Origin of the sequence: Paracoccus kondratievae (genome assembly GCF_009301415.1) — a bacterium.
In the GTDB taxonomy this organism is placed as follows: Bacteria; Pseudomonadota; Alphaproteobacteria; order Rhodobacterales; family Rhodobacteraceae; genus Paracoccus; species Paracoccus kondratievae.
On record NZ_CP045073.1, the window covers coordinates 521,128 to 544,757 of the forward strand.

At 61.3% G+C, this 23,630-nt stretch carries 20 protein-coding genes and 2 pseudogenes; 9 read left to right on the forward strand and 13 right to left on the reverse strand.

Annotated features, from left to right (window positions below; all coding sequences use genetic code 11):
- Positions 1-4: 4 nt before the first annotated feature.
- Entirely contained in the window at positions 5-913 is a 909-nt protein-coding gene (locus F8A10_RS13875; RefSeq protein ID WP_152367615.1) for a LysR family transcriptional regulator, read from the forward strand.
- A gap of 80 nt (positions 914-993) precedes the next feature.
- Entirely contained in the window at positions 994-2,211 is a 1,218-nt protein-coding gene (locus F8A10_RS13880) for an aminotransferase-like domain-containing protein (protein ID WP_152367616.1), read from the forward strand.
- A gap of 541 nt (positions 2,212-2,752) precedes the next feature.
- Here F8A10_RS13880 and F8A10_RS13885 read toward each other — a convergent pair.
- The 11 genes from F8A10_RS13885 to F8A10_RS13935 form a co-directional block, all read right to left on the reverse strand.
- Entirely contained in the window at positions 2,753-3,538 is a 786-nt protein-coding gene (locus F8A10_RS13885; RefSeq protein ID WP_193668291.1) for an ATP-binding cassette domain-containing protein, read from the reverse strand.
- A complete protein-coding gene (locus tag F8A10_RS13890; RefSeq protein WP_227493529.1) occupies positions 3,535-4,515 on the reverse strand; it encodes an ABC transporter permease in 981 nt (326 codons plus the stop codon). The genes F8A10_RS13885 and F8A10_RS13890 overlap by 4 nt, the downstream gene beginning before the upstream one ends.
- Positions 4,516-4,638: 123 nt before the next feature.
- Positions 4,639-5,658: a sugar ABC transporter substrate-binding protein gene (locus tag F8A10_RS13895; protein WP_010394264.1), complete on the reverse strand. Its 1,020-nt coding sequence runs from the start codon at positions 5,656-5,658 to the stop codon at positions 4,639-4,641.
- A 96-nt stretch (positions 5,659-5,754) separates the two neighbouring features.
- Positions 5,755-6,498: an SDR family NAD(P)-dependent oxidoreductase gene (locus F8A10_RS13900; protein WP_152367617.1), complete on the reverse strand. Its 744-nt coding sequence runs from the start codon at positions 6,496-6,498 to the stop codon at positions 5,755-5,757.
- Between the two features lie 69 nt (positions 6,499-6,567).
- Positions 6,568-7,212 (reverse strand): HAD family hydrolase, encoded by a 645-nt coding sequence (locus F8A10_RS13905; protein WP_010394260.1) that lies wholly within the window; start codon positions 7,210-7,212, stop codon positions 6,568-6,570.
- Positions 7,209-8,702, reverse strand: coding sequence for a xylulokinase (locus F8A10_RS13910; protein ID WP_152367618.1), 1,494 nt, complete (start codon positions 8,700-8,702; stop codon positions 7,209-7,211). Before F8A10_RS13910 ends, F8A10_RS13905 begins: the two co-directional genes overlap by 4 nt.
- A 33-nt stretch (positions 8,703-8,735) precedes the next feature.
- Positions 8,736-9,821 carry a glycerol dehydrogenase gene (locus tag F8A10_RS13915; protein ID WP_152367619.1) on the reverse strand — a complete coding sequence of 362 codons (1,086 nt, stop codon included), beginning with the start codon at positions 9,819-9,821 and terminating at the stop codon, positions 8,736-8,738.
- Positions 9,808-10,581, reverse strand: coding sequence for an SDR family NAD(P)-dependent oxidoreductase (locus F8A10_RS13920; RefSeq protein WP_010394250.1), 774 nt, complete (start codon positions 10,579-10,581; stop codon positions 9,808-9,810). Before F8A10_RS13920 ends, F8A10_RS13915 begins: the two co-directional genes overlap by 14 nt.
- Positions 10,582-10,598: 17 nt before the next feature.
- Positions 10,599-11,570 (reverse strand): ABC transporter permease, encoded by a 972-nt coding sequence (locus tag F8A10_RS13925; protein ID WP_152367620.1) that lies wholly within the window; start codon positions 11,568-11,570, stop codon positions 10,599-10,601.
- Between the two features lie 10 nt (positions 11,571-11,580).
- A complete protein-coding gene (locus tag F8A10_RS13930) occupies positions 11,581-13,074 on the reverse strand; it encodes a sugar ABC transporter ATP-binding protein (RefSeq protein WP_152367621.1) in 1,494 nt (497 codons plus the stop codon).
- A 69-nt stretch (positions 13,075-13,143) separates the two neighbouring features.
- Positions 13,144-14,109 carry a substrate-binding domain-containing protein gene (locus F8A10_RS13935; protein ID WP_010394244.1) on the reverse strand — a complete coding sequence of 322 codons (966 nt, stop codon included), beginning with the start codon at positions 14,107-14,109 and terminating at the stop codon, positions 13,144-13,146.
- 205 nt (positions 14,110-14,314) lie between these two features.
- On the opposite strand from F8A10_RS13935, the gene F8A10_RS13940 reads away from it, so the two are divergent.
- From F8A10_RS13940 to F8A10_RS13965, 6 genes are all read left to right on the forward strand, one after another.
- Positions 14,315-14,935 carry a glucose-6-phosphate isomerase gene (locus F8A10_RS13940; protein ID WP_227493511.1) on the forward strand — a complete coding sequence of 207 codons (621 nt, stop codon included), beginning with the start codon at positions 14,315-14,317 and terminating at the stop codon, positions 14,933-14,935.
- Positions 14,936-14,953: 18 nt separating this feature from the next.
- Positions 14,954-15,913, forward strand: coding sequence for a shikimate dehydrogenase family protein (locus tag F8A10_RS13945; RefSeq protein WP_152367622.1), 960 nt, complete (start codon positions 14,954-14,956; stop codon positions 15,911-15,913).
- 33 nt (positions 15,914-15,946) lie between these two features.
- On the forward strand, positions 15,947-16,771 hold the full coding sequence (locus F8A10_RS13950) for an MBL fold metallo-hydrolase (protein WP_010394240.1): 825 nt from the start codon (positions 15,947-15,949) through the stop codon (positions 16,769-16,771).
- Positions 16,772-16,774: 3 nt separating this feature from the next.
- Positions 16,775-17,653 (forward strand): MurR/RpiR family transcriptional regulator, encoded by an 879-nt coding sequence (locus tag F8A10_RS13955; protein WP_010394238.1) that lies wholly within the window; start codon positions 16,775-16,777, stop codon positions 17,651-17,653.
- 43 nt (positions 17,654-17,696) lie between these two features.
- Complete coding sequence (locus F8A10_RS13960; protein WP_152367623.1) at positions 17,697-19,115, forward strand: FAD-binding oxidoreductase; 1,419 nt, start codon at positions 17,697-17,699, stop codon at positions 19,113-19,115.
- A gap of 408 nt (positions 19,116-19,523) precedes the next feature.
- Positions 19,524-21,173 carry an FMN-binding glutamate synthase family protein gene (locus F8A10_RS13965; RefSeq protein WP_040601769.1) on the forward strand — a complete coding sequence of 550 codons (1,650 nt, stop codon included), beginning with the start codon at positions 19,524-19,526 and terminating at the stop codon, positions 21,171-21,173.
- Positions 21,174-21,582: 409 nt separating this feature from the next.
- On the opposite strand, the pseudogene F8A10_RS13970 reads toward F8A10_RS13965, so the two are convergent.
- A pseudogene (locus F8A10_RS13970) lies at positions 21,583-22,240 on the reverse strand (transposase).
- 171 nt (positions 22,241-22,411) lie between these two features.
- Between F8A10_RS13970 and F8A10_RS13975 the strand changes: the two are divergent.
- Positions 22,412-22,654: pseudogene (locus F8A10_RS13975) on the forward strand (transposase); the annotation flags it as partial.
- Between the two features lie 88 nt (positions 22,655-22,742).
- On the opposite strand, the gene F8A10_RS13980 reads toward F8A10_RS13975, so the two are convergent.
- Positions 22,743-23,528 (reverse strand): GAD-like domain-containing protein, encoded by a 786-nt coding sequence (locus tag F8A10_RS13980; RefSeq protein ID WP_152367624.1) that lies wholly within the window; start codon positions 23,526-23,528, stop codon positions 22,743-22,745.
- Positions 23,529-23,630 lie beyond the last annotated feature (102 nt).

A 23,630-nucleotide genomic window follows, 5' to 3' on the forward strand; every position in this document is an offset into this window, starting at 1 on the left:
GGATATGGCAACGAAGCTGAGACAGTTGCGATATTTCCTGTCAGTCGTGGAATGCGGCAGCATCACCGCCGCCGCGCAGTCGATCCGCGTCGCTCAACCCGCCCTGACCCGGCAGATCCAGGAGCTGGAGACGGATCTTGGCACTCAGCTGTTCACCCGCACGGCCCGGGGAGTGACGCTGACGGATGCCGGGCTGCAACTTCAGCGCGACGCTGTGCGCCTGCTCAGCGATTTTGAACAGGCGCGCCAGAATGCGATCCGCGCCGGACGGGGCGAGCTTGGGACCCTGTCGCTGGCCCTGCCCGTCATGCAGATCATCCCGGCCCAAATCAGCGAGCTGTTGCGTTCGCTGCGTGACGCACTGCCCGATGTATCGATGACCTTCAGCCACCTGCTGTCCGAAGCGCAGTTGCCTTTGCTGCGAAAAGGTCGCCTGGATGCCGGCCTGACGCTGTTTCGTCCGCCAAACGACCCCGAACTGGCCGGCATACCCATTTATTCCGCAGGGCTTGGCATCGGCTATCCCAGCGACTGGCGCTGGCCCGAAGGCCAGCCGAAACGACTAAAGGACCTCATAGGTCGCGATTTCGTCTGGCTGCCGCGCCATGTTGCGCCATTATGGCACGATTGGGTTATCCATGCCTTTCACGAGGCAGGCTTTGTGCCACAACCCGCTACACTGGCCGCCAATGGCTCAATGATGCTGTCGCTTGTGGCGGCGGGTATGGGTTGCGCCATCATGCCGATGGATGTGCATGTCCCGCCCAATGTCTCGCTGACGCGGCTTGAAGACCTGACTCTGACGCAGGATTGGGAGCTGGTCTGGCGCACAGACAACCCCTCGTCTGTTCTGCACCACGTGATAACGGTCGTCCGCACAGCCTATGAAATCAAGCTCGGAAACGTGACATAACCTTCCCGACACCCCCCATTGCATTCACCTGCGCAGAGGCGCAGTTATCGGGAGATTTTGTGGCCGGGAGTGTGGAATCAATGCAATGGTCTGATGTGTTTGCGACGCGGAACGCCCGGATGAAGGCGTCCGAAATCCGTGAATTGCTCAAGCTGCTGGACCAGCCCGACATCATTTCCTTTGCCGGTGGCATTCCCGACCCCGAGCTTTTCCCCGCCGAGGCGTTTTCCAAGGCCCTTGCCACCGCCATGCAGCCCGGACAGGCCAAGGTCGCATTGCAATATTCGGTGTCCGAAGGGTATCGCCCCTTGCGCGAATGGATCGCCGGGCGCATGGCCGATCTGGGCGTCTCTTGCGATGCGGACAATATCCTTATCACCTCGGGTTCGCAGCAGGCACTTGATTACCTAGGAAAGCTTATGCTGTCGCCGGATGATACGGCGCTGGTCACATGGCCCAGCTATCTGGGTGCGCTTGGTGCGTTCAATGCCTATGAGCCGCGCTATGCCCGCCTTGATCCGTTCAGCAACGAGTCCCCCGAACTGCTGAAGGCGCAGGCCGGGGCCGCAGGCGGCGCAATCAAATTCGCCTATCTTTCGCCTGATTTCGCCAACCCCACCGGGGAAACCCTGTCCCTGGCAGGGCGTGAGGCGCTTCTTGATCAGGCCGAGGCTCTTGGCATCGCGATCATCGAGGACGCGGCCTATCAGTCCCTGCGGTTTGACGGCGATTCAATTCCTCCGATCCTTGCTCTCGATGTCGCCCGCAATGGCGGGATCGAAAGGACCCGCACCATCTATTGCGGCACCTTCTCAAAAACCCTGTCGCCCGGCCTGCGCGTCGGCTGGGTTTGCGCAGCCAAGGACGTGATCGGGCGGCTGGTGCTGATGAAACAGGCTGCCGACCTGCATTCGCCCACACTGAACCAGATCGCGACGAATGACGTGGCCCGTGCGCTGTTTGACGAACATGTCAACCGCCTCCGCACGGTCTATTCCGCCCGCCGTGACCGGATGATCGCGGCGCTTGCGCGCGAAATGCCCGCAAATGTTCACTTTACCCGGCCCGAAGGCGGGATGTTCATCTGGGTAACGCTGGACCCGTCGATTGACGCGGCAGAGCTGCTTGCCCGTGCCGTCCGTGACGCCCGGGTGGCCTTCGTGCCGGGGGGCGCGTTCTTTGCCGATGGGTCGGGGCGCAACACGCTGCGACTAAGCTTCTCTTGCGCCAGCGACCAGCAAATCGACGAAGGCATCCGCCGGCTTGGCGAAATGCTGAAGGCGCCGGCAGCAAGGTAAAGCTGCCGGGGTGGGCACCATTTAGCCTCTACCTCAGCCCAGCCGCACGGCGACAGCAGCGTCATCCATCGATTCGGCTGCCCGGACCTGCGGCTGGCGCATCGCGGGTATGAGCGGACAGAACCGGATCACCGACAAGACCAGATCAGAAACTGGCGCGATCAGTTCGCCATCATACTGCGCGACAATGCGGCTCTCTGTATCCGAACCGCTCCGGTCCCCGGGGCATGCTTTAGGCCAAACCCTGTTGCACTGATTGATCAGCCCCTGATGCATGCACGGTACGTACTTTCGCGGCCAGTGGCTTAAGTCGCGATAACGGCCCCAGTGTCCGCCTGCATTCTGTTTCGGACCGGTCTTGCCAACCGCCGCACCGTGCCTGGGTCCTTCGGTGTCCGACGAGGGGCAAGGAAGACAGCACTGAACCGGGGCGATTTCTGCAATGGCTTCTCCCTGATCGCGATGTAGTCGCCGCCCCCGCCGCCAGCATCAGCAAACCGGCAAGCAGACCCTGCCCCCTTTCGGGGCTAAGCCGGGCTTGTCATCCGACCACCTCTGCCGGGTTGCTTTCCGGACCAAGCGCCCCCGTCATCAGCCCGACCACATCGGGCATACTGCAATTCTTTGGCCTGACGGTGCAAAGCCGCTTTCCCAGCCGGTGTATGTGGATGCGGTCCGCGATCTCGAACACATGCGGCATATTGTGCGAGATCAGGACAATCGACAGCCCCCTGGCCTTCAGCTCGGCAATCAGGTCCAGAACGCGCTGTGACTCCTTGACTCCCAGCGCAGCGGTCGGTTCGTCAAGGATGATGACCCGGGACCCGAAGGCCGCAGCCCTTGCCACGGCGATGCCCTGTCGCTGACCGCCGGACAGGGTCTCGACCGGCTGATTGATGTTCTGGATGGTCATCAAGCCCAGCTCATTCAGCTTTTCACGAGCGAATGCGCGCATCCGCCCCCAGTCGAGCATCCGCAACACCGATCCGGCGAAACCCGGTCTGCGCAACTCGCGCCCCATGAACATATTGTCGGTGATCGACAGGGCCGGAGACATGGCAAGCGTTTGATAAACCGTTTCGATCCCCGCGCGCTGCGCCTCTTTGGTCGAGTTGAACTGAACCGGTTGGCCCTGAAACCGGATTTCGCCCGCGTCGGGCCGAACCGCGCCGGACAAGGCCTTGATGAGCGAGGATTTTCCGGCACCGTTATCGCCGATCACGGCAAGAATCTCGCCAGGATACAGGTCGAAATCAGCACCATCCATCGCGACGACATGGCCGTAACGCTTGACCAGCCCACGGGCCTGCAGAATTGGTTGGGTCATGATGTTACCTTTCTGATCCACTGATCGACCCCGACCGCCACGATGATCAGCACGCCAATCATCAGATAGGTCCATTGCGCGTCAGCCCCGAGCAGGCGCAGGCCAAGGGTAAAGACCCCGACGATCAGGCCGCCGAACAGGGTGCCCATGATCGAGCCACGCCCCCCGAAAAGCGAAATCCCCCCGATGACGACAGCGGTAATGCTTTCGATGTTCGTCAGCTGACCAACATTGGGTGAGACAGACCCTATCCGCCCGATCATCACCCACCCGGCAAGAGCGCAGATCAGCCCCGCCACTGCATAGACCGAGATCAGCGTGCCCCGCACATTCACCCCGGAAAGCTCGGCCGCGCCCGGATCGTCGCCCACGGCATAGACATGCCGTCCCCAGGCCGTATGGCGCAGCACAAAGGCCAGAAACAGCACCAGCGCCAGCATGAAGATGGTGCCAAGGGTGAAATCGGTCCCGGCGATGTTCTGTTTCGCGGCAAAGAGATGCAGCAGCGGTGCTTCTGCCGCGATATCCTGCGCCCGGATCGTTTCATTGCGGGAATACAGGAAATTCGCCGCCATCAGGATCTGCCACATGCCCAGTGTCACGATGAACGGCGGCAGCCGCATGATCGACACGAGCAGCCCGTTGATCGCACCAAACAGCGCACCCGCCGAAAGCCCGCACAGGATCGACAGACCCGGCGGCAGGCCATAGCGGAACGTGAACTGCCCCATGATAACCGAGCTTAGCACCATGATCGCCCCAACACTCAGGTCGATTCCCGCGGTGATGATGACAAGGCTTTGCGCCGCGCCGACGATCCCGACAATGGCGACCTGTTGCAGGATCAGCGTCAGCGCGAGCGGGGAAAAGAACCTCGGCCCGATCAGGATGCCAAAGACCAGGACCGAAACGACAAGGACCAGCAGCGGCACCAGCGAAGGGTTGGTATGCAGCGCATGCTGAACGCGATCCAGCATCGAGCGCCCGCCCCCGTGCCGGAAGCTGTCGGCCGAGACCGACTTTTCTGTAGATGTCATGAATAGTCTCCCAGGTGCTTCTGAAAGGCAAAGAGGCAGCAGCGGCCTCTTTGCCCGATGAGCTTAGCCCCAGCAGAGCTTGGCGCCTTCGGCAGAGTCGATCGACTCCAGCCCCTCGACCGGCTTGTCGGTAATCAGGGTCGTGCCGGTGTCAAAAAAGTCTTTCCCGGGCTCCAGTTCAGGCTTTTTCCCGGTTTCGGCATATTCCTTGATCGCATCGATACCCATTTGCGCCATGCGCATCGGATATTGCTGCGCTGTCGCGCCGATAATGCCTTCGGCAATGTTCTTGACGCCCGGACAGCCCCCGTCCACCGAAACCAGCAGCACATCTTTTTCACGACCAGCCGCAACCAAAGCCTCATAGGCGCCCGCCGCAGCCGGTTCGTTGATCGTATGGACAACGTTCACGTCCGGATTGATTTGCAGGATGGTTTCCATCGCCTTGCGGCCACCCTCTTCGGCACCGTCGGTATAGGCATGGCCGATGATACGACTGTCATCCTCATCCCCGATCACCCTGGGATCCTTGACGTCGATACCAAAGCCGGACATGAACCCCTGATCGCGCTGGTAATCCACTGCGACCTGACTTGCGTTCAGATCCAGAAAACCGATCCGTGCCTCGGCAGCCTTGTCGCCCAGTTGGGCTGCCGCCCATTTGCCGATCAGTTCGCCCGCCTTGAAGTTATCGGTCCCAAAGGTCGCATCCGCCGCATCAACAGGATCAAGCGGTGAATCCAGCGTGATGAAAAGGATCCCCGCATTCCTTGCCTGTTCGACCAGAGGGACGATGGCCGCACTGTCGTTGGGCGACATCAGGATTCCCTTTACACCTTCGAACATGCAGGTTTCGATTGCCGCGACCTGCGCCTCATGATCGCCGTCATATTTGCCGGCAAAGGTTTTCAGCTCGATCCCGACTTCTTTGGCGCGTGCGACCGCCCCTTCACGCATCTTTGCGAAAAAGGGGTTGCTGTCGGTCTTGGTGATCAGGCAGGCACTGATCTCGGCGGCACCTGCGGAGGCAGCAAAAGCGGCGCAAAGGCCAAGAAAAGCCACGGTTGAAAGGATGGGTTTCATTATTCATCTCCACTGTTGGACAGGCGTGCGAAGGCAGCGGGCAAAATGCGCAACCGCACCCTTGCCCGTACCGGTTTGCTTCAGAGGCGGGACAAATCAGCCGGTGTGGTAACCACCGTCGACGGGCAGAACCGCCCCGGTAACAAAACCAGCCGCGTCAGAGGCCAGAAACAGCGTGGGGCCAACCAGATCCTCGACAGTGCCCCACCGCTTGGCCGCCGCGCGCTGCGCGATGCGGTCTGCGGCCTCGGGTTCGGACCACAGCGGCTTGGTCATCTCGGTCTTGTGGTATCCGGGCGCAATGGCGTTGACGCGGATGCCGTCGGCACCCCATTGGTGGGCAAGCGCACGGGTCAACCCGACGATCCCCGTCTTGGAGGCGGTATAGGACGGGACCGTCGGATCCGCGAGATAGGACAACATTGACGCAACATTGATGATATTGCCGCGCCGGGCCTTCAGGCCGGGATAGGCCGCCCGCGCAAGCCGCATCGCGCTGTTCAGGTTGATGTCCATGACTGCGAGAAAAGTTTCCTCGTCCCATTCATCGCCGGGACGCGCGACACCCTGACAGTTGACCAGAACATCCAGCTCGCCCAGCTTTTCAAACCGCGCCCGAACCGCGTCATGGTCCCGGACATCCAGCCGCTCAAAGGACAGGTTCGGCCTTGCCTGGGCTTGCGCCCCGGCTAGCCGCTTTTCCGAGCCCCCGGTCGCAATCACCGTTGCACCGCAATCGGCAAACCCCTTGGCCAGGGCAAGGCCGATACCACCAGTGCCGCCGGACAGCAAAACGGTCTTGCCGGCAAAGGTAGTGCCGAAGACCTCCTGATAACCCATAACGTCACTCCTCCTCTGAGTTTTCACCATCTACACCGAGGCGCGGCCTTAAAGGCCGGGATCGGTTCGTCATTCCTGCGGCAGCAGACCCAGCCGTCCGAACAAGCCCGCAAGTTTGCCAGGGCTGGCGATCAACGCCCCCGCAGGCGGCTTTAACGTGGGAATCTGCGGACAAAAAATCGTCGTCATTCCGGCTGCCAGACCGGCGGCAGCACCCGTGGGACTGTCCTCAACGACGACGCAGTCGGCTGGCGGAACCCCAAGGCGCTCTGCGGCCAGCAGATAGCCTTCGGGATCGGGTTTGCCGCGGCGAACATCGTCACGGCTGACCGTCACCGGAAAATAGCGGGCAAGGCCGGCGACCGACAGATTATGTTCAACCTCGGCACGCGTCGAATTCGAGACAAGGGCCATGTCCCGACCGGCATTGGCCAGCGGTGCCAACAGATCCGCCTGCGACAGCCTCGTGATCCGGTCCGCCGTCTCGCGGTAATGCCGCCATTTCACCGCGCGCCAGCCTGCACGATCCAGCGTGATGGCGGTTTGAGCCACCAAAGCTTCATGCACGCGGTCCTCGCTCGCACCCAAAAGCCGGTCGTGAAACTCTGCCGGTACCGACAGGCCCAGCTCGGCAATCGCCGCATCAAAGGCCAGTTCGTGAGCAGGCTCACTATCGACCAGCGTCCCGTCGAGATCCCACAGAACCGCCCTCATATCAGCGCATCCAGTTCAGCGTAAAACGGCTGCGCAGCGGCGTAGAGCTTTTCATAGATCGGCATCATCCTGTCATAGCAATCCGCCCATTCCGGTTCGGGCAGGATTTCACGATCAAAGACCACCATACGCCGGACTGCCTCGGCCAGATCCGGCGCATCGCCGACAGCGACCGCCATCATCGCAGCAGCCCCGATGACGCCGCATTCCAGCTCGCGCGGGACCAGATAGGGGACGCGATACATGCTGGCCTTGATCCGCAGCCAAAGGTCGGATTTTGCACCGCCGCTGGCCGCAACGAACCGCTCGGGGCGCCGGCCCTGCACCTGAAGCGCCCCAAGCCTGAGGCGCACGGAAAAGGCCACGCCCTCCAGCACGGCCCGATGCAATTCGGGCAGTCCATGCGCGGCGGTCAATCCAAAGAATTGCGCGCGCGAATTGCGGTATTCGCCAAAGCGTTCCCCCGACAGATAGGGCAAAAAGAACAGCTTGCCGGAACCCGGCAAAGCGTGCCGTGCAGCATCGGCAATCTCGGCATAGCTACGGCGATTTTCGTGAAAGGCGCGCCGTGCCCATCTCATCGCATCACCACCCGCATCAAGCAGGGTCAGGCTGCCCCAATTTCCCTCGACCGTCGCGACATTCGAGACCTCGGGGTCGATGACCGGGGCGTCGTGCAACAGCGTCACAATCGTCGAGGTCCCCGTGACATCCGAAGCCATGCCGGGCGCCATGACGCCCGACCCAAGCAGGGCAACGGGATAATCACCGCCTCCGACCAGAACTGGCAGCCCTTCGGCAAGGCCCAGCCGCGCGGCGGCCTGCGGCGTCAACCCGCCCAGCACCTCGACCGGATCACGAAGCGGCGGCAGCAGATCGCGCGAAATCCCGGCCAGAGTCAGCAGTTCGCCGGACCAGTCGCGGGTCGCAGCGTCCATCAGAAAGCTCATCGACCCTTCGGTGCGGTCCTGTGCGCGAACGCCGGTCAGCTTGAAGTTGATCCAGTCCTTGGGCATCAGAACGGTCCGGGTGGCCGCCATGGCCGCCGGGTCATGGGCCGCAAGCCAGCGCAGTTTGAAAGCAGGCCAGGCCGGGCTTGGCGGGTTGGCCGTCCGCGCAAGATATTCCCCCGGGGCGTGGCGGGCAGCAAAATCCCCGACGTCAGCCAGCGTGCGCTTGTCGTTCCACAGCGGCACCGTCTCACGCGTAAGCTGACCGTCCGCGTCGATCAGAACCGTCCCGTGCATCTGTCCGCAGGCGCAGATCGCCGAGACACGGGCCGGCGCGTTCTCGACCCGGGTCAGCACGTCACGGATCGCCTCGACCGTGCCTGCCCACCAATCCGCCGGGCGCTGCTCGGACCAGCCGAACTGCGGCACGATCTGTTCATGCTCGCGGCTGCTCATGGCAAGGATCGTACCACGACGCTCGACCAGCGCCGCCCGCAGGCTGCCGGTGCCGACGTCAATGGCAAGATACAGGTCACGCATGGCAGGTTCCCTCAGGTATGAACGCCTTGGACGTCATCTCAGCCGTGCCAGAGCAGCAACGACCATCGGCGAAGTGACGGGCATCGGCTCGTTGTGAATGATTTCTCCGGGGCGGCAAGCCCGTTCGGCAATACGGAAAAGATCATCATCGCTTGCCGCGACAAGCCCGATATCGCCCAGTCGTACTGGCAGGCGGACCTTGGCGCAAAAATCGCGCACGCGGGCGAATTCGGCCTCATCCCCCTGAATCAACAGGCCCGCCAGAACCCCAATGGCAACCTTTTCGCCATGCAGATGGCCATGGACCGCATCAATTTCTGTCAGCCCATGATGAATGGCATGGGCAGCAGCGACGCCGCCGGATTCAAACCCGATCCCGGACAACAGGATATTCGCCTCAACCACCCGCTCGATCGCCGGGCCTGCGGTATCGGCATCACATTCGGCCAAAGCTGCAGCACCATGTTCAAAAATCGTGTCGCGGCAAAAGCGGGCGATTTCATAGGCCAGCGGCAGGCCGGGCATGCCAAGGCAATTCGCCGCCCCGCTGCGCCTGCAAGCCTCGGCTTCATAAAAGGTCGCAAGTGCGTCACCGATGCCCGCCGCCAGAAATCTTGCAGGCGCACGGGCGATCAGCCCCGTGTCGACCAGCACCAGATCAGGGTTACGGGGCAGAAAGCGGTCATGAGCCACCGTTCCATCATCATGATAGACGACCGCAAGGGCGCTGCACGGTGCATCTGACGCCGCGATGGTCGGCACGACGATGACCGGCAAGCCAGCCTCATGCGCCGCAGCCTTGGCAGTATCCAGCGCCTTGCCCCCGCCGATGCCAACCAGCACGCCAGCACCCTTGTCGCGCGCAGCCCCGGCTGCCGCAGCAATGGCGGTTTCGCTGCATTCGCCGCCATGGCGCAGGACCAGCGCGTCGGTCTTGTCCAATGCAGAGGCAAGTTCGCCCGCGATCAGCCCATGCACGCCCCCATCCACAAGAACCAGCGCAGATGACCCCGGCGCCAGGCCCTGAATTTCCGCACCCAGACGTGAAAGCGCACCCGGTCCCTGAAGGTAACGACCGGGAAAGCGCATACCGGCAGGCATGATCTTACCAGCAGACATAACCGCCATCCGCCAAAACGATGGAACCGGTCATCAGACTTGCCGCATCACCCGCAAGAAACAGCACGACCGAGGCAACCTCGTCGGGACGGCCCATCCGGCCCATGGGAGTGCCGCCGATCCAATGCCGATGCATCTCGGGGTCATCATAGACATAGGCGTTCATCTCGGTCTCGATATAGGTGGGCGCGACCGCGTTGACCCGCACCCCCCGCCCGCCCCATTCGGCAGCAAGCGAACGGGTCAGATGGTGGACACCAGCTTTCGAGGCATTGTAGTTCGCCTGCTCTTGCGGGCGATTGACGATAAAGCCCGACATCGAGCCAACGTTGACGATGCTGCCCGTCCCCTGTTCCAGCATTGCGCGGCCAAAGGCGCGGCAACACCAGAAAACCCCGTTCAGGTTCACGTCGATGACCTTGGCCCAGACCTCATCCGTCATGTCCTCGGCCGGCTTGTTCGAAATGGCGATACCTGCGTTGTTCACCAGGATATCGACCCTGCCGTGTCGTGCGACCACATCCGCCGCCAGGGCCTCGACCGCCGCGACATCGGTCACGTCCAGTGCGGCAGCCTGGGCCCGGGCGCCGGTTCCGGTGATCTTTGCCGCTGCGACCTCGGCTGCCTTGCCATCCATATCGGTCAGGATCACGGTTGCCCCGGCCTCGGCCAGCGCCTCGCTGATTGCCAATCCGATGCCTCGGGCTGCGCCGGTGACAACGGCAACACGGCCGTCCAGTCGGAAACGTTCAAGATACATGGATGTATTCTCCGAAATCAGCGGCGAAAGAAGGAAGAGCCGTATTGCAGCAGCATCGCCCCGATGATGATGACGCCCATAAAGACCTGCTGGTGATAGCCAGGCACATTGGCAAGGTTCATCAGGTTCGCGATGATGCCAAGGATGAACACGCCAACAAAGGTGTTCAGAGCACTGCCACGCCCGCCCATCAGGCTTGCGCCGCCGATCACCACCGCCGCAATGGCGTCAAGTTCAGCGCCGACCCCGATATTGGCCGAGCCGATCCCGGTGCGGCTGGACGAGATGATCCCCGCAGCAGCAGCCAGAATGCCCGAGATGACATAGACCGCGACCTCATAGCGCGAGACCGAGATCCCGGACAAGCGAACCGCATCACGGTTTGAGCCGATGGCCTTAACCAGCCGGCCGAACCGGGTATAGGTCAGCACCAGCCCAGCAATGACGAAAACCGCCAGCATCAGCAACACGGGATAGGGAACTCCCGCGACAAAACCCGTGCCAAAGGCGGTGATGGTTTGCCCCGCCTCTCCCATCCTGATGGGTTGGCCGGATGAGGCGATGAACGCGGCCCCGCGCGCAATGGTCATCACGGCAAGCGTTGTCACAAACGCCGGCAGGCGCAGAAAGGCCACCAGCAGGCCGGAAACCAGCCCGCAGGCCGCGCCGACGACAACCGTTGCCCCGATCGCAAGCCCCGGTGCCATCTGCTGGACAAGGACGGCGGAAACCACGCTGCCCAGCGCCGAAACCGAACCGACAGACAGGTCGATGCCCCGGGTCAGGATGACAAACAGCATTCCGACGGCCATCAGCCCGGTCGCCGCCACCTGCCGCAGGACGTTCATCAGGTTGCGCTGGGTCAGGAACACATCCGAAAGCATACTGGCAACCGCAAGCAGCACGATCAGGATCACGAAGGTTCCATAGCGATGCATGAGATCACCGAAATCAAGACGGCGAGTATCGGGTTTGGTCACCGTGGACATGGAATTATCCTCATGCAGCGTTCGCGTTACTGGTCATCGCCAGCTTCAGCAGTTTTTCTTCGGAGTAGTCGGGGGGCATAAGCTGACCGGCAAGCCTGCCCTCACGCATCACAAGAATACGGTCGCACAGGCCGAACAGTTCGTGATGTTCGGACGACACCACAAGCACCGCCTTACCCTCTGCCGCGAACCTGCGAATAAGCGAGTAGATCTCGGTCTTGGCACCAACGTCGACGCCGCGGGTGGGTTCGTCAAAGATCAGTACGCGCCCTTCTGCATGAAACCATTTCGCAAGCACGACCTTTTGCTGGTTGCCACCCGAAAGGCTTGAGACCGGAGCATCCTGACTGGAAGCCTTGATCCGCAGCTGATCCGACAGGGCGTCAACGGCCTGCCGTTCGGCGCGGCGGCGGACGACACCGACAAGGTTCGTCAGCGGGTCAAGGCGCGCCATGGTCGCGTTCACGCGGATCGGCATGTCCAGAACGACGCCCTGATCCTTGCGACTTTCCGGCACAAGACCGATCCCGGCCCGCACCGCGTCCCCGGGACGGCGGATGCGCATCTGTTGCCCTGCAACAAAGATGCGGCCGGCGTCATGACGGTCAGCGCCAAAGATCAGCCGCACAAGCTCTGTCCGTCCGGCACCGACAAGGCCGCCCAGACCGACGATCTCTCCGGCCCGCACCGTCAGCGAAACGTCCCGCACCACGTTACCACGCCCAAGACCTTCGGTACGCAGCAACTCACGCCCTATTTCACGCGGGACATCCTCGCCAAAAAGCGCATCCAGCCGACGTCCGACCATCATGCGGATGACATCATCAATAGTCACCGCGCTTTTCTCGACCATGCCGACGGTCGTCCCGTCTTTCATGACCGTCATACGGTCAGCAATGCGGAACACCTCATCAAGGCGGTGCGAAATATAGACCACCCCGACACCCTGATCCCGCAGGTCGCGGATGATCGTAAGCAGCCGCTCGGCATCCTGCACCGACAGCACCGCAGTCGGCTCGTCAAAGACGATGACGCGCGCATTTCTTGAAAGTGCCTTGGCAATTTCAACCACTTGTTGCTGAGCAACAGACAGATCCCGGACCATGGCCTGCGGCTGAATGTCAAAGCCAAGCCGCTGAATGATGTCACGCGCGCGCCGCTTCATCTCGCGCCAGGAAATCAGCCGGGGCAGTTCAGCAAGAAAGATGTTTTCGGCAACGCTAAGGTCCGGAACCAGCGCCATCTCTTGATGGATGACGACGATTCCGCGCTGCATGGCATCTGCGGGCCGGTGAAAGACGGCCGACAGGCCGTCGATACGGATCTCTCCCTCACTCGGCAAATGCTCTCCGCCCAGAACGCGCATCAGGGTGGACTTGCCCGCGCCGTTTTCACCCAGCAGGGCGTGCACCTCGCCAGAGCGAAGGACGAAGTCCACGCCTTTAAGAGCATGGATGCCGCCAAAGGATTTCCGGATACCGGAAAGCTGCACCACTTCTGTCATGGAAGCTTCTCTGCAAGGGATCGGAGGATAAAAGGCGGCAGAGACCATAGCCGTCCCCGCCGCCGTCGATCAGAACACCGCGTCGGGGCGATAGTACTTGCCGACGTTGTCTTTGGTGATCACTGCGGGCTCGGTATAGGTGATCTTGCCCATACCTTCAGGCAGCTCGCCATCGACTGCCTGTTTGGCCAGATCGACCGCCGTAGTCGCGACGATTGCCGGATCGTTAAGGCCGGTGGCCCCGTATTCGCCGGATCTGATCAGCTCCAACGCCTCTTTCTGACCGTCAGCGGCCGCAACCAGCAGCACGTCCGTCTTGCCTGCCGCCTTGAGCGCATTGCGCGCGCCAAGGACCATCGAGTCATTCTCGCCCAGCACAACATTGACGTCCGGATGGGCGACCAGGATGTCCTCCATCGCGTCGAGGCCGCCTTCATTGTTCCACAGACCCCAGCCCTGGCCGACGATCTCAAACCCTGCGGTGCCGCTGGTCTGCAACTGACCCTCAAGCAGCCCCGCAAGCACGCCCAGCCGGCGCTCTTGCCCGACTTCGTTGCCCTGATCGCCCGAGATCAGCGCGATCTTCAGCGGCTTTCCCTTGGTCTGATCGGCGATCCAGCGCCCGACCAAAAGGCCGTTGCGACTGTTGGACGACTGCACCAGCGTCACGAAATCCGCGCTGGAATCCAGCGTCGAGTCGATGACGAAAACCTTGACCCCCTGAGCCGAGGCCGCGTTCACGGCAGGGACCAGTCCCTGACTGTCGCGCGGATTGACCAGCAGCGCCTCGACCCCGCGCGCCACCATATCCTCGATATCAGCGACCTGCTTGTTCAGATCATTGCCCGCATCGGCTGTCATGATCTCGCAGCCGATCTCGGCGGCACGAGCTTTGGCGGCCACCTCTTGCGCGGCAAAATAGGGGGCATCCAGCGTCTTCATCGACAGGCCGATGGTGCATGCGGACGCCTCAGCCGCACTCATGGCCGTAATCGAAGCAACAGCGACAAGCGCAAGCCTTGCAGTGGTTTTCATTGGCAGTTCCTCCCAGACGGTGGTGAGTCCCGGGACATGCGCCCGCTGCTCATCTTTCGTAGTTTTGCAACTTAATATTTTCCGAGTCAACAATAATATTCGCCGCAATTTAGTGTAACCTTGGCAAATAGGGCATAATAATTGAGTATTGATTTCAATCTCGCTATCTTTTACGTAGCAAAACAACCAAACAGAGAGGCCCTGCATGTCCATCCCTACCCCAGCAAGCTGCCGCGTATCCCCCGAGGCCGGCACGATGTCGAACGGAACCGGACATTACGAAAAGCGCCTCAGCGATCTGGCGGGTCTTTATGCAGATCAAACGGCCTTTGCCGCCCTGCTGGCCGAGGGGGACCGGGTCGTCTATGACGTCACCGAGTTTCGCCCCTCGGAAAAAGCAGGGGATGTGATCTTTGGCGTCACCAGAATGAGCCCCGGCCGCATCGGCGATGAGTTCTTTCTGACCCGTGGCCACATTCACGCGAAATCTGACCGCCCCGAAATCTATTATGGCCAGAAAGGCACCGGGCTGATGCAGCTGGAATCGCCCGATGGCGAAACCCGCATTGTCGAGATCGGGCCGCAGACGATCTGCTACGTGCCCCCCTACTGGATTCACCGCACGGTCAATATCGGCGACGAAGATCTGGTGATGGTGTTCTGCTACCCCGCCGATTCGGGTCAGGACTATGGCATCATCGAACGCTCTGGCGGCATGCGTCACCGCGTCGTCGCAGTGGATGACGGTTGGACCCTTACCGACAATACCAGCTACGTTCCCCGCCCCCCGGAAGTCGCCGCCGCGCTTGTCGGTAATGCCGTCTGAAGTCGAAGGAAATCACGAATGCCCTACGAAGCCGCACGCAAACCGACCTTTTATTTCATCGGCGTAACCACCGCGAAAAGCTCGATCATGCGGGTCTTTCCCGCCTGGGCGCATCATCTCGGCCTGGGCGATGTCGAGATTCGCGGCATGGATTTTCAGCCACATGCCGAACCCGCGCGCTATCGCGAGGCCGTTGAATTCATCAAGGCCGATCCCCAGTCACTCGGCGCACTTGTCACCACGCACAAGCTTGATCTCTTTGCCGCCTGCCGCGACCTGTTCGACGAAATCGACCCGCACGCCGCACTGATGGCCGAGACAAGCTGCCTGTCAAAACGGAACGGACGGCTGATCTGCCACGCCAAGGACCCGATCTCATCCGGTCTTTCGATCGACAGTTTCCTGCAACCCGGGCATTTCGCCAGCACCGGGGCCGAGTTCTTTTCAATGGGGGCGGGCGGCTCGACCATCGCCATGACATGGCACCTGATGCAAGCCCGACGCGGGGCAGACAGACCTTCGCGGATCGTGGTTTCCAACCGCTCGCAGCCGCGCCTTGACCATATTCGCGACATCCACCGGCAGATCGGCAGCGACGTTCCGGTCGAATATGTCCTGGCCCCGACCGCCGCCGAAAATGACCGGGTGCTGGCAGGAATGAAACCCGGCAGCCTGATCGTGAACGCGACCGGGCTTGGCAAAGACGCGCCGGGATCGCCGCTGACAGATGCCTGTCAGTTCCCGGAACGCGCCGTGGTGTGGGAGCTGAACTATCGTGGCGATCTGGTCTTTCTGGATCAGGCTCGTGCTCAGGCCCCCGCGCGCAGGCTGCAGGTTGAGGACGGCTGGACCTATTTCATCCACGGCTGGACACAGGTGATCGCAGAGGTCTTCGATGTGGCGATTCCCACCTCGGGTCCGGAATTCGACGCTATCGCCCGGATTGCCGGCGAAGTAACCGGAAGGATCGCTGCATGAAACGCTTTCCGTCCGCTCATCCGGGGCAGTGCCATGCGGCTTAACCCCCGGCCCGGAGCTATCGCAGACGGCCCTGCCATCCATTGGCTGGGGCAGGCCGGTTTCTGGATCGACACCGGGGCGCATCGCCTGCTGATCGACCCTTACCTGTCCGACAGCCTGGCGCGGAAATATGCCGGCAAGCGTTTCGATCATCGTCGCATGATGCCGGTACCGGTGACGCCCGAGGCTCTGCCGCGGCCAGACATCGTGCTGATCACCCATGCCCATACCGACCATATGGACCCCGACACTCTGGGCCCCCTGCATCGCCGTTTTCCCGACCTGCCATTTGTTGTGCCGGCCGCCCGGGTTGAGGCGGCGCGCGAAAGGATCGGCGAGAATGCCTCCCTGATCGCCGTCAACGCCGATGATGAACCGGAGCCCCTGCCCGGCCTGACGCTGCGGGTGCTGCCGGCCGCCCATGAAATGTTTGAGCGGGACGAAAAGGGGCAGCATGTGTTTCTTGGCTATGCCTTTGCCTCGGGCGGAGCCCGCATCGCGCATTCCGGCGACACGATCCCCTACCCCGGGCTGGCCGAGCGGTTTCGTGATTTCGGGACAGACATCCTGCTGCTGCCGGTCAACGGACGAGACGCCGAACGGCGCGATGCCGGGATTCCGGGGAACCTGACGCTGGATGAGGCGATCACAGTCACGACCGCAGCTGCAGCGCGCTACCTCGTGCCGCATCACTTTGGTATGTTTGCCTTCAACACGCTCGATCCGGCGACCATCGACGCGGCCGCGGCAGCAAGCCGCGATCCGATCATCCTGCGTCCCGAAATCGGCATGGCAATGGACCTGCAGAAGGACTGACTGATGGATCTGATGGCAAGCGAAAGCCTTGACGACAACCTGCTTGAGGTAATCCGGCGCGCCCTGCCCGGATTACGCAAGTCCGACCGCCGCGTCGCCGAGACGATTCTTGAGGCCCCGCTTGCCGCCACCGAAATGACCCTTGCCGCACTGGCCGAAGCATCGGGCGTCAGTGAACCGACCGTTCTGCGTTTCTGCGCTGCGATCGGCTGCGAAGGCTTTCGCGATCTTCGGGTAAAGCTTGCCCGCTCACTGGCCTTTTCACGCTCGACCTCGCATAGTGCAATCTCGGCCGAGGACGATCTGGGCACCATCGTCACCAAGATCTTTGACTTCAACCTCTCGAACCTCGCCTGGGCGCGCAGCAAACTTGATCCCCAGCGGCTGGCCGCCGCAGTCGAGACGCTTTCCTCCTGCGACCGTATCGAATTCTTTGGCTTTGGCGCATCCGGCATCGTCGCACGCGATGCGCAACAGAAATTCCCGCTGTTTGGCGTACCCTGCGGCGCCCCGACCGACGGTCATCAGATGTTCATGACCGCCGCAATGGTCGGGCCACGTGATGTCGTGGTAGCGATCTCGAACACCGGTACCACGCGTGAGGTGATCCAGGCGACCCGCCTTGCAAAAGAACGCGGCGCCCGGACCATTGGCATCACCGGTTCGGAAAGCCCGCTGCTGCGCCACTGTGACATCGGCATCGTGGTCGAAACGCTGGAGAACACCGACGTCTTTACCCCGACGATTTCGCGCGTGGCCGCCATGGTCATCATCGACATTCTCTCAACCGCCGTCAGCCTGGGCCGGGATGAGGCGCATCGCGCACGCGTCGCCGACATGAAACGCCACCTGGCCGAAATGCGTGCCAGCGGAATTTACTGACCCCCTGCGCCTCGCGCAGGCCGCCCGACACAAAGGACAACCGATGACTGCCTCGCCCCGGACCGTGACTGCCGACGCCCTTTTTGCGGGTTTCGATGCCGATCTGTTTGTGACCGACCCGGACATCATCGCGTCTTACACGCGGGACCGGACCAGGGCCTATGTCGGCACCCCTCTTGCCGTCGCTCGCCCCCGCTCGGCGCAAGAGCTTTCGGCGCTTATGATCCGCTGCGCTGAACTCGGCGCCGGTGTCGTACCGCAAGGGGGTCTGACGGGTCTGGTGGGCGCGGCAGTCTCTGACCCTGACCGGCCAGAGGTCGTGGTGCTGCTTGACCGGATGAATGCCATCCGCTCGATTGATACGGTCGGCTTTGCGATGGTGGTCGAGGCCGGCTGCATCCTTGAAACCGCCAAGCTTGCGGCCGAAGAACAGGATTGCCTGCTGCCGATCACCTTTGGCGCTCAGGGGTCGTGCCGGATTGGTGGCAATGTCGCAACGAACGCCGGCGGGTTCAACGTCCTGCGCTATGGCATGACCCGCGATCTTGTTCTGGGGCTTGAGGTGGTCCTGCCCGACGGCAGGATCTGGAACGGCCTGAGAACCCTGCGCAAGGACAACCGCGGCTACGATCTTAAGCAACTGTTCATCGGCGCCGAAGGCACGCTTGGCATTGTCACCGCCGTGGCGCTGAAACTGTTCCCCAGACCAAGCCAGGTCGAGACCGCCCTTATCGGCCTGCACACGGTCGAGGACGCGATGGCGCTTTACGCCATGGCGCGGCGCAGTTGCAGTGACCTGCTTTCAGCCTTTGAGATCATGTTACGACCAGGTCTTGAACGCGGCCTTACCCATCGCCCCGAACTTTCTGACCCGCTGGAAACCCCCTGCCCGGTCTATATCCTTATGGAGTTGGCAGGTGGCGGCAGAGTCGATCTGCGTGCCCTTCTGGAAAGCTGCCTCGCGGATGCGGGTGACCTGCTGATGGACGGGGTGATCGCCATGAACAAAGCCCAGGCAGAGCGGCTATGGGCCTGCCGCGAGGCGATGGTTGAATCGCAAAGCCGCAGCGGGCCTTACCTTCGCACCGATGTTTCGGTGCCGATCGCACAGATCCCGGCCTTTCTTTCGGCCGCGCTTGAAACCCTGGCGCAGTCTTTGCCCGAAGGGCAACCGGTCACCTATGGCCATGTCGGAGACGGCAATATCCACCTCAATATCGTGCCACCCGCCGACTGGCCTGTCGAAGAGCGGAAAGCACTGTTTGCCCGCGCCGAAGAAATCATCTTCGGGACGGTCGATCAGTTCGGCGGCAGCATCAGCGCCGAACACGGGATCGGCAGATCGAAAAAACAGGCGTTCCTGCAACGCGTTGATCCGGTCACGCTGGACCTGTTCCGGCGTATAAAACGTGCAATTGATCCCGAAGCTTTGCTGAGCCGAGGCCGGATATTTGATCTGTAACCAGGTAGCGGCCGGCAATAACCTGCACCGCCGCCTGCCGTCCGTTTCAGGTTCTGATGCAGGATGGCTTTACTGTCATTGCCCAGGCAGACAGTGGCACGGACGTCATCGCGGCCCCGGGATCCGCAGCTTTCGGTCAAGCGACATGTGCGTGGGCACAGTGCTGCAAAAGAGGCCCTTGCGTCACATTGAACGGTCCTGACCAGGAGCCGCCCCTGCAGCTTTCAGGTGGCCTGCCTGCACAATAGTGTCCAACGCTGTCTCAACAGGCTCAAGAATGCCTGTGGGTTTTCATTGCTTACGCTGCGTCACCGGCTCTGCGGCATCTCGCTGACCAGCCCGCCTTGTCTGAGCGGACCTATGCAATATGATGGTTCAGGCATTCCAAACCTGGTTAAGGGGTTCCCCATGTTTTCGTCCGCCCGCTATACCGTTTTTGCTGGAACATGTATCACGGCAGTGATGGCATCAGCTGCGACAGTTCTTCACAGCGGCTGGTGGGCGCCATTGGCGATCAGCGCGACGGGCCTTTCTCTGCTGGGGCTGTGGGACATAAAACAGCGTCGGCATTCCATCCTTCGCAACTATCCGGTGATCGGTCACGTACGTTTCCTGATGGAATCGATCCGGCCTGAAATCCGTCAATACCTGATCGAAAGCGATCGTGACGAAGAGCCGTTCAGCCGTGAAGCCCGTGCGCTCGTCTATCAGCGATCCAAGGGCGTTGAGGACAAGCGGCCTTTCGGCACCACGCAAAACGTCTATGGCTCTGGCTATGCCTGGATCACCCATTCAGCCGTGCCGGTGACGATCAGTGACACCAATTTCCGGGTCAAGATAGGGGGGCCGGACTGTCGTCAGCCCTATGACGCCAGCATCTACAACATTTCCGCCATGAGCTTTGGCTCTCTGTCGGCAAATGCCGTGCTTGCGCTTAACCGGGGTGCGGAAAAGGGCGGTTTCGCACATGACACCGGCGAAGGGGGCATCAGCCGCTACCATCGGGAAGGCGGGGGCGATCTCATTTATCAGGTGGCCTCCGGTTATTTCGGCTGCCGGAATGAGGATGGCAGCTTCTCGCCCGAACGTTTTGCAAAGCAGGCCGCCGATCCTCAGGTAAAGATGATCGAGCTTAAGCTCAGCCAGGGGGCCAAGCCCGGTCATGGGGGCGTGCTTCCCGCCGCTAAGATCACGCCCGAAATTGCCGAAGCTCGTGGCATCCCGATGGGCGTCGATTGCATTTCACCTGCGGCGCACAGCGCATTTTCTACCCCGCTGGGGATGATGAGGTTCATCGGTCAGCTACGCGAGCTTTCAGAAGGCAAACCCGTCGGATTCAAGCTCTGTATCGGCCATCGGCGCGAGTTCATGTGCATGGTCAAGGCGATGCTTGAAACAGGCATCGTTCCCGATTTCATCGTCGTTGACGGGAAAGAGGGCGGCACCGGAGCCGCCCCGCTGGAGTTCACCAACCGGGTCGGCATGCCGATGCTGGAAGGTCTGAGTTTTGTTCACAACACCCTGCGCGGGGCAGGTATCCGTGACAGGGTCAGGATCGGGGCGGCCGGAAAGGTCATCTCGGCCTTCGATATAGCCCGGGCGCTGGCGCTGGGGGCGGACTGGTGCAACTCGGCCCGCGGGTTCATGTTCTCGATCGGCTGCGTTCAGGCACAGTCCTGTCATACGAACAAATGCCCGGTCGGGATTGCCACTCAGGATCCCCGCAGGCAGCGGGCGATTGACGTCGGGGACAAAAGTGATCGGGTTGCACGGTTCCACCGGAACACGCTTCACACCCTCGGTGAGCTGGCGGGCGCAGCCGGTCTGCATAGGCCCAGCGACTTCATGCCATATCACCTGATGTTCCGCCTCAGGGACAATGAGTTCACCGACGGCAACATCGCCAGCCCCTATCTGCCCGAAGGCTTTCTGGTGTCGGGCGAGACCTATCCCGACCTTGCCGAATGGCACGACAGGTGGCACAGGGCATCGGCCGAAAGCTTTACTCCGCATGAAATCCCCACCGGAGCCTATCGGAGCGCCTTCCAGGCGGCATAACAAACGGGTGCGGGGGCCCTCTTGCCGACGCTCACATCGTTGCAGGCGGGCCCTTTGGGCCTATGCCGGTGACCCCCAAGGCCCTGTGCCCTTTGCCGGCAGGGCTGTGATGGGCGGTTCTTCACGCAGTGTTTCCGACACGAATGAAAGCTGGTTTCTTTGACACCCAAAGCCCCGGAAAATAGGCGCGATACCGACTGCTTTCATTGCCGCAACCTTCTGAGATCATCCCGGCGTTACGCGCCTGCGTCATTTTTCCAAAACGCTCCTCGGCAATTTGTGTGACACACACGAATCCACAGGCATGCGCTTCGGCTACTCGCCTTTATCCTGCGGCTATCCTGCAGCACGACCCATCCACCCGGCCGCCGTGGGTCTTCTGCCGGCCCAGAATCAGGGCTCACAACCACTATATGACGTTTGCGGCCAGGGTGCAGGCGGAGAGGGACAGGATCGGGCAACGGTCGTATCGGGTTCCGATGCAGCGCCAGTCCTTGAGGCGTGCGAACATGTTCTCGATCCGGTGGCGCAGGCGGTAGAGTCCGGTGTCATGCGGGATCGAGGTTTTCCGGCCGGTGCGGGAGGGGGGGTGCGGGAGGGGATGCACGGCGAAATACCCGTCCCGATCAGCGCATTGCGGGACCAGCCGGCATCAAGACCCCGGTCTGCAAGCAGCGCCCGCGCGCCAATGTAGCCGGAGGTCTGGCCTGCCGACAGGAACATCCGGATCGGACGGCCCTTTGCATCCGCCAGGCTCGATGCGGTTCGATGCGCCCTGGCGTGGGTCGCGTCGATCATTACGATCCCGGTCTTCTGCGCTTCGGCAGCCTGTTCGGTCATGATCGTGGCGAACACACCCATCCGGCTCCACCGCTTCCAGCGGTTGCAGAGCGTCTTCGGCGGGCCATCGGCCGCAGGCGCGTCCTTTCACATCAACCCATTGCGCTGGATGAAGATTATCCCGCTCAACACCCGCAGGTCATCGGCCCTCGGCCTGCCCGGGACTTCGGAAAGAACGGCCGCAGCTGCTTAATCTGCGCGTCTGTCAGCCGGTAAAGTTCGCTCATGATCCCTCCCCAAGTCGGGAGTTTGAAGCATCCCGCCCGCCGGCATTCAAGAATATAGGTCCCAACTCAAGAAATGAGTATGGCGACGCTTGTGTGATTGCAGCGGCGTTGTTGCAGACGTCCCCGGCAAGCAGGATTTCCATGTAGAATCCATGGGTTTAATAGTCTGTCATGACCCGGCCTGACCCGAGCCACTACCGCACGACGAACTGGAAGTCCTACAACGATGCGCTCAGGCGGCGCGGGTCTTTGCTGATCTGGCTGGACAAGGACATGGTCTGGCGCGCACCGAAGGCCGGGTACAACGGTCGGCCGCCGGTATTCAGCGATGCCCCCATCCAATTCTGCTTGATGGTGAAAGTCCTGTCCGGACTGCCGCTACGGCAAACGACCGGGATCGCGGTCGCGGCGATCCGCACACCGATCATCCGTAAGCTGAAACAGGGCACTCCCGGCCAGTTGGGCCCGATCTCGCGCGTATTGGCCGAGGCTGCGGACGGGATTATTCGCCTTGCGGGCCAAGCTTGCGGATCGGAACAGGCCGCCTGAGGCCGCCGCCATCCGGTATCGGCTCCCAGCCGATCAGGGTGGCCCGATCAAGCTGAGCATGGAAAAGCAGATGCTCAACGATTTTCACCTTGCGCATATCTTCGGGATATCCTTCGCCGCCCATCTGGCGTGAGGGGAAAAAACCGAAGATCTCGCCAGGCTCAAGACGGCCAAGCCGGTTCGAGGCTGAGGTGAACAAGTGATAGTCCGTATACTCTTCGTCCATATCACGGGCGAGATTGTAACCGCGATTCCGCAAGTAATGGGCAACGAAAAAATCTGGCGTCATTGTGCCAAACTGAACATCAGGTAGCGGTTCAGGTCCGTAAACGTCTACTGTTGCGTTATCGAAGGCTGTCAAATCTATTTCACAGTGCTGGTTTTTTGCACTCCACGCTCGAACTCTACCGTCATATTCATAGGCATAGCAGTCAAACTCATCTGCCGAATATTCGGGATCTCCTTCGAACACAGCTTCCAGAACTGGCCGGAGCAGTTCGGGATCACAGAGCCATGCATAGCCTTGCAGCAATGCACCCCGCCCGTTCTTGACCCAAAAATCCAGCAGCCCGTCCGGTAGTCTCCCGCGATAGCGCTCCGCTTCTGCTTGGCTGACCGGTTCGACAAAATCCATCGGTCCCAGCACATCAAGAATATCATCGAATGGATGACTGCGGTCTGTTGGTCCGTAATCCTGCAAATTCATGCCACTGAAATCGACGCCGATCTCATCGTTCATAGCGGGTTTCCTTCTATATCAATGCCGCGACCGGGGCAGACCCGTAGTCACGCATTCATTTTAGGATAGCTATTGGCCTGCAAACGGGTAACATCGCTCATC

Excerpts from the sequence above, each read along its gene's own strand:
- F8A10_RS13875 (WP_152367615.1), top strand. The coding sequence starts at position 5 with ATGGCAACGAAGCTGAGACAGTTGCGATATTTCCTGTCAGTCGTGGAA.
- F8A10_RS13880 (WP_152367616.1), top strand. The coding sequence starts at position 994 with ATGCAATGGTCTGATGTGTTTGCGACGCGGAACGCCCGGATGAAGGCG.
- F8A10_RS13885 (WP_193668291.1), bottom strand. The coding sequence starts at position 3,538 with ATGACCCAACCAATTCTGCAGGCCCGTGGGCTGGTCAAGCGTTACGGC.
- F8A10_RS13890 (WP_227493529.1), bottom strand. The coding sequence starts at position 4,515 with ATGCTGGATCGCGTTCAGCATGCGCTGCATACCAACCCTTCGCTGGTG.
- F8A10_RS13895 (WP_010394264.1), bottom strand. The coding sequence starts at position 5,658 with ATGAAACCCATCCTTTCAACCGTGGCTTTTCTTGGCCTTTGCGCCGCT.
- F8A10_RS13900 (WP_152367617.1), bottom strand. The coding sequence starts at position 6,498 with ATGGGTTATCAGGAGGTCTTCGGCACTACCTTTGCCGGCAAGACCGTT.
- F8A10_RS13905 (WP_010394260.1), bottom strand. The coding sequence starts at position 7,212 with ATGAGGGCGGTTCTGTGGGATCTCGACGGGACGCTGGTCGATAGTGAG.
- F8A10_RS13910 (WP_152367618.1), bottom strand. The coding sequence starts at position 8,702 with ATGCGTGACCTGTATCTTGCCATTGACGTCGGCACCGGCAGCCTGCGG.
- F8A10_RS13915 (WP_152367619.1), bottom strand. The coding sequence starts at position 9,821 with ATGTCTGCTGGTAAGATCATGCCTGCCGGTATGCGCTTTCCCGGTCGT.
- F8A10_RS13920 (WP_010394250.1), bottom strand. The coding sequence starts at position 10,581 with ATGTATCTTGAACGTTTCCGACTGGACGGCCGTGTTGCCGTTGTCACC.
- F8A10_RS13925 (WP_152367620.1), bottom strand. The coding sequence starts at position 11,570 with ATGTCCACGGTGACCAAACCCGATACTCGCCGTCTTGATTTCGGTGAT.
- F8A10_RS13930 (WP_152367621.1), bottom strand. The coding sequence starts at position 13,074 with ATGACAGAAGTGGTGCAGCTTTCCGGTATCCGGAAATCCTTTGGCGGC.
- F8A10_RS13935 (WP_010394244.1), bottom strand. The coding sequence starts at position 14,109 with ATGAAAACCACTGCAAGGCTTGCGCTTGTCGCTGTTGCTTCGATTACG.
- F8A10_RS13940 (WP_227493511.1), top strand. The coding sequence starts at position 14,315 with ATGTCCATCCCTACCCCAGCAAGCTGCCGCGTATCCCCCGAGGCCGGC.
- F8A10_RS13945 (WP_152367622.1), top strand. The coding sequence starts at position 14,954 with ATGCCCTACGAAGCCGCACGCAAACCGACCTTTTATTTCATCGGCGTA.
- F8A10_RS13950 (WP_010394240.1), top strand. The coding sequence starts at position 15,947 with ATGCGGCTTAACCCCCGGCCCGGAGCTATCGCAGACGGCCCTGCCATC.
- F8A10_RS13955 (WP_010394238.1), top strand. The coding sequence starts at position 16,775 with ATGGATCTGATGGCAAGCGAAAGCCTTGACGACAACCTGCTTGAGGTA.
- F8A10_RS13960 (WP_152367623.1), top strand. The coding sequence starts at position 17,697 with ATGACTGCCTCGCCCCGGACCGTGACTGCCGACGCCCTTTTTGCGGGT.
- F8A10_RS13965 (WP_040601769.1), top strand. The coding sequence starts at position 19,524 with ATGTTTTCGTCCGCCCGCTATACCGTTTTTGCTGGAACATGTATCACG.
- F8A10_RS13980 (WP_152367624.1), bottom strand. The coding sequence starts at position 23,528 with ATGAACGATGAGATCGGCGTCGATTTCAGTGGCATGAATTTGCAGGAT.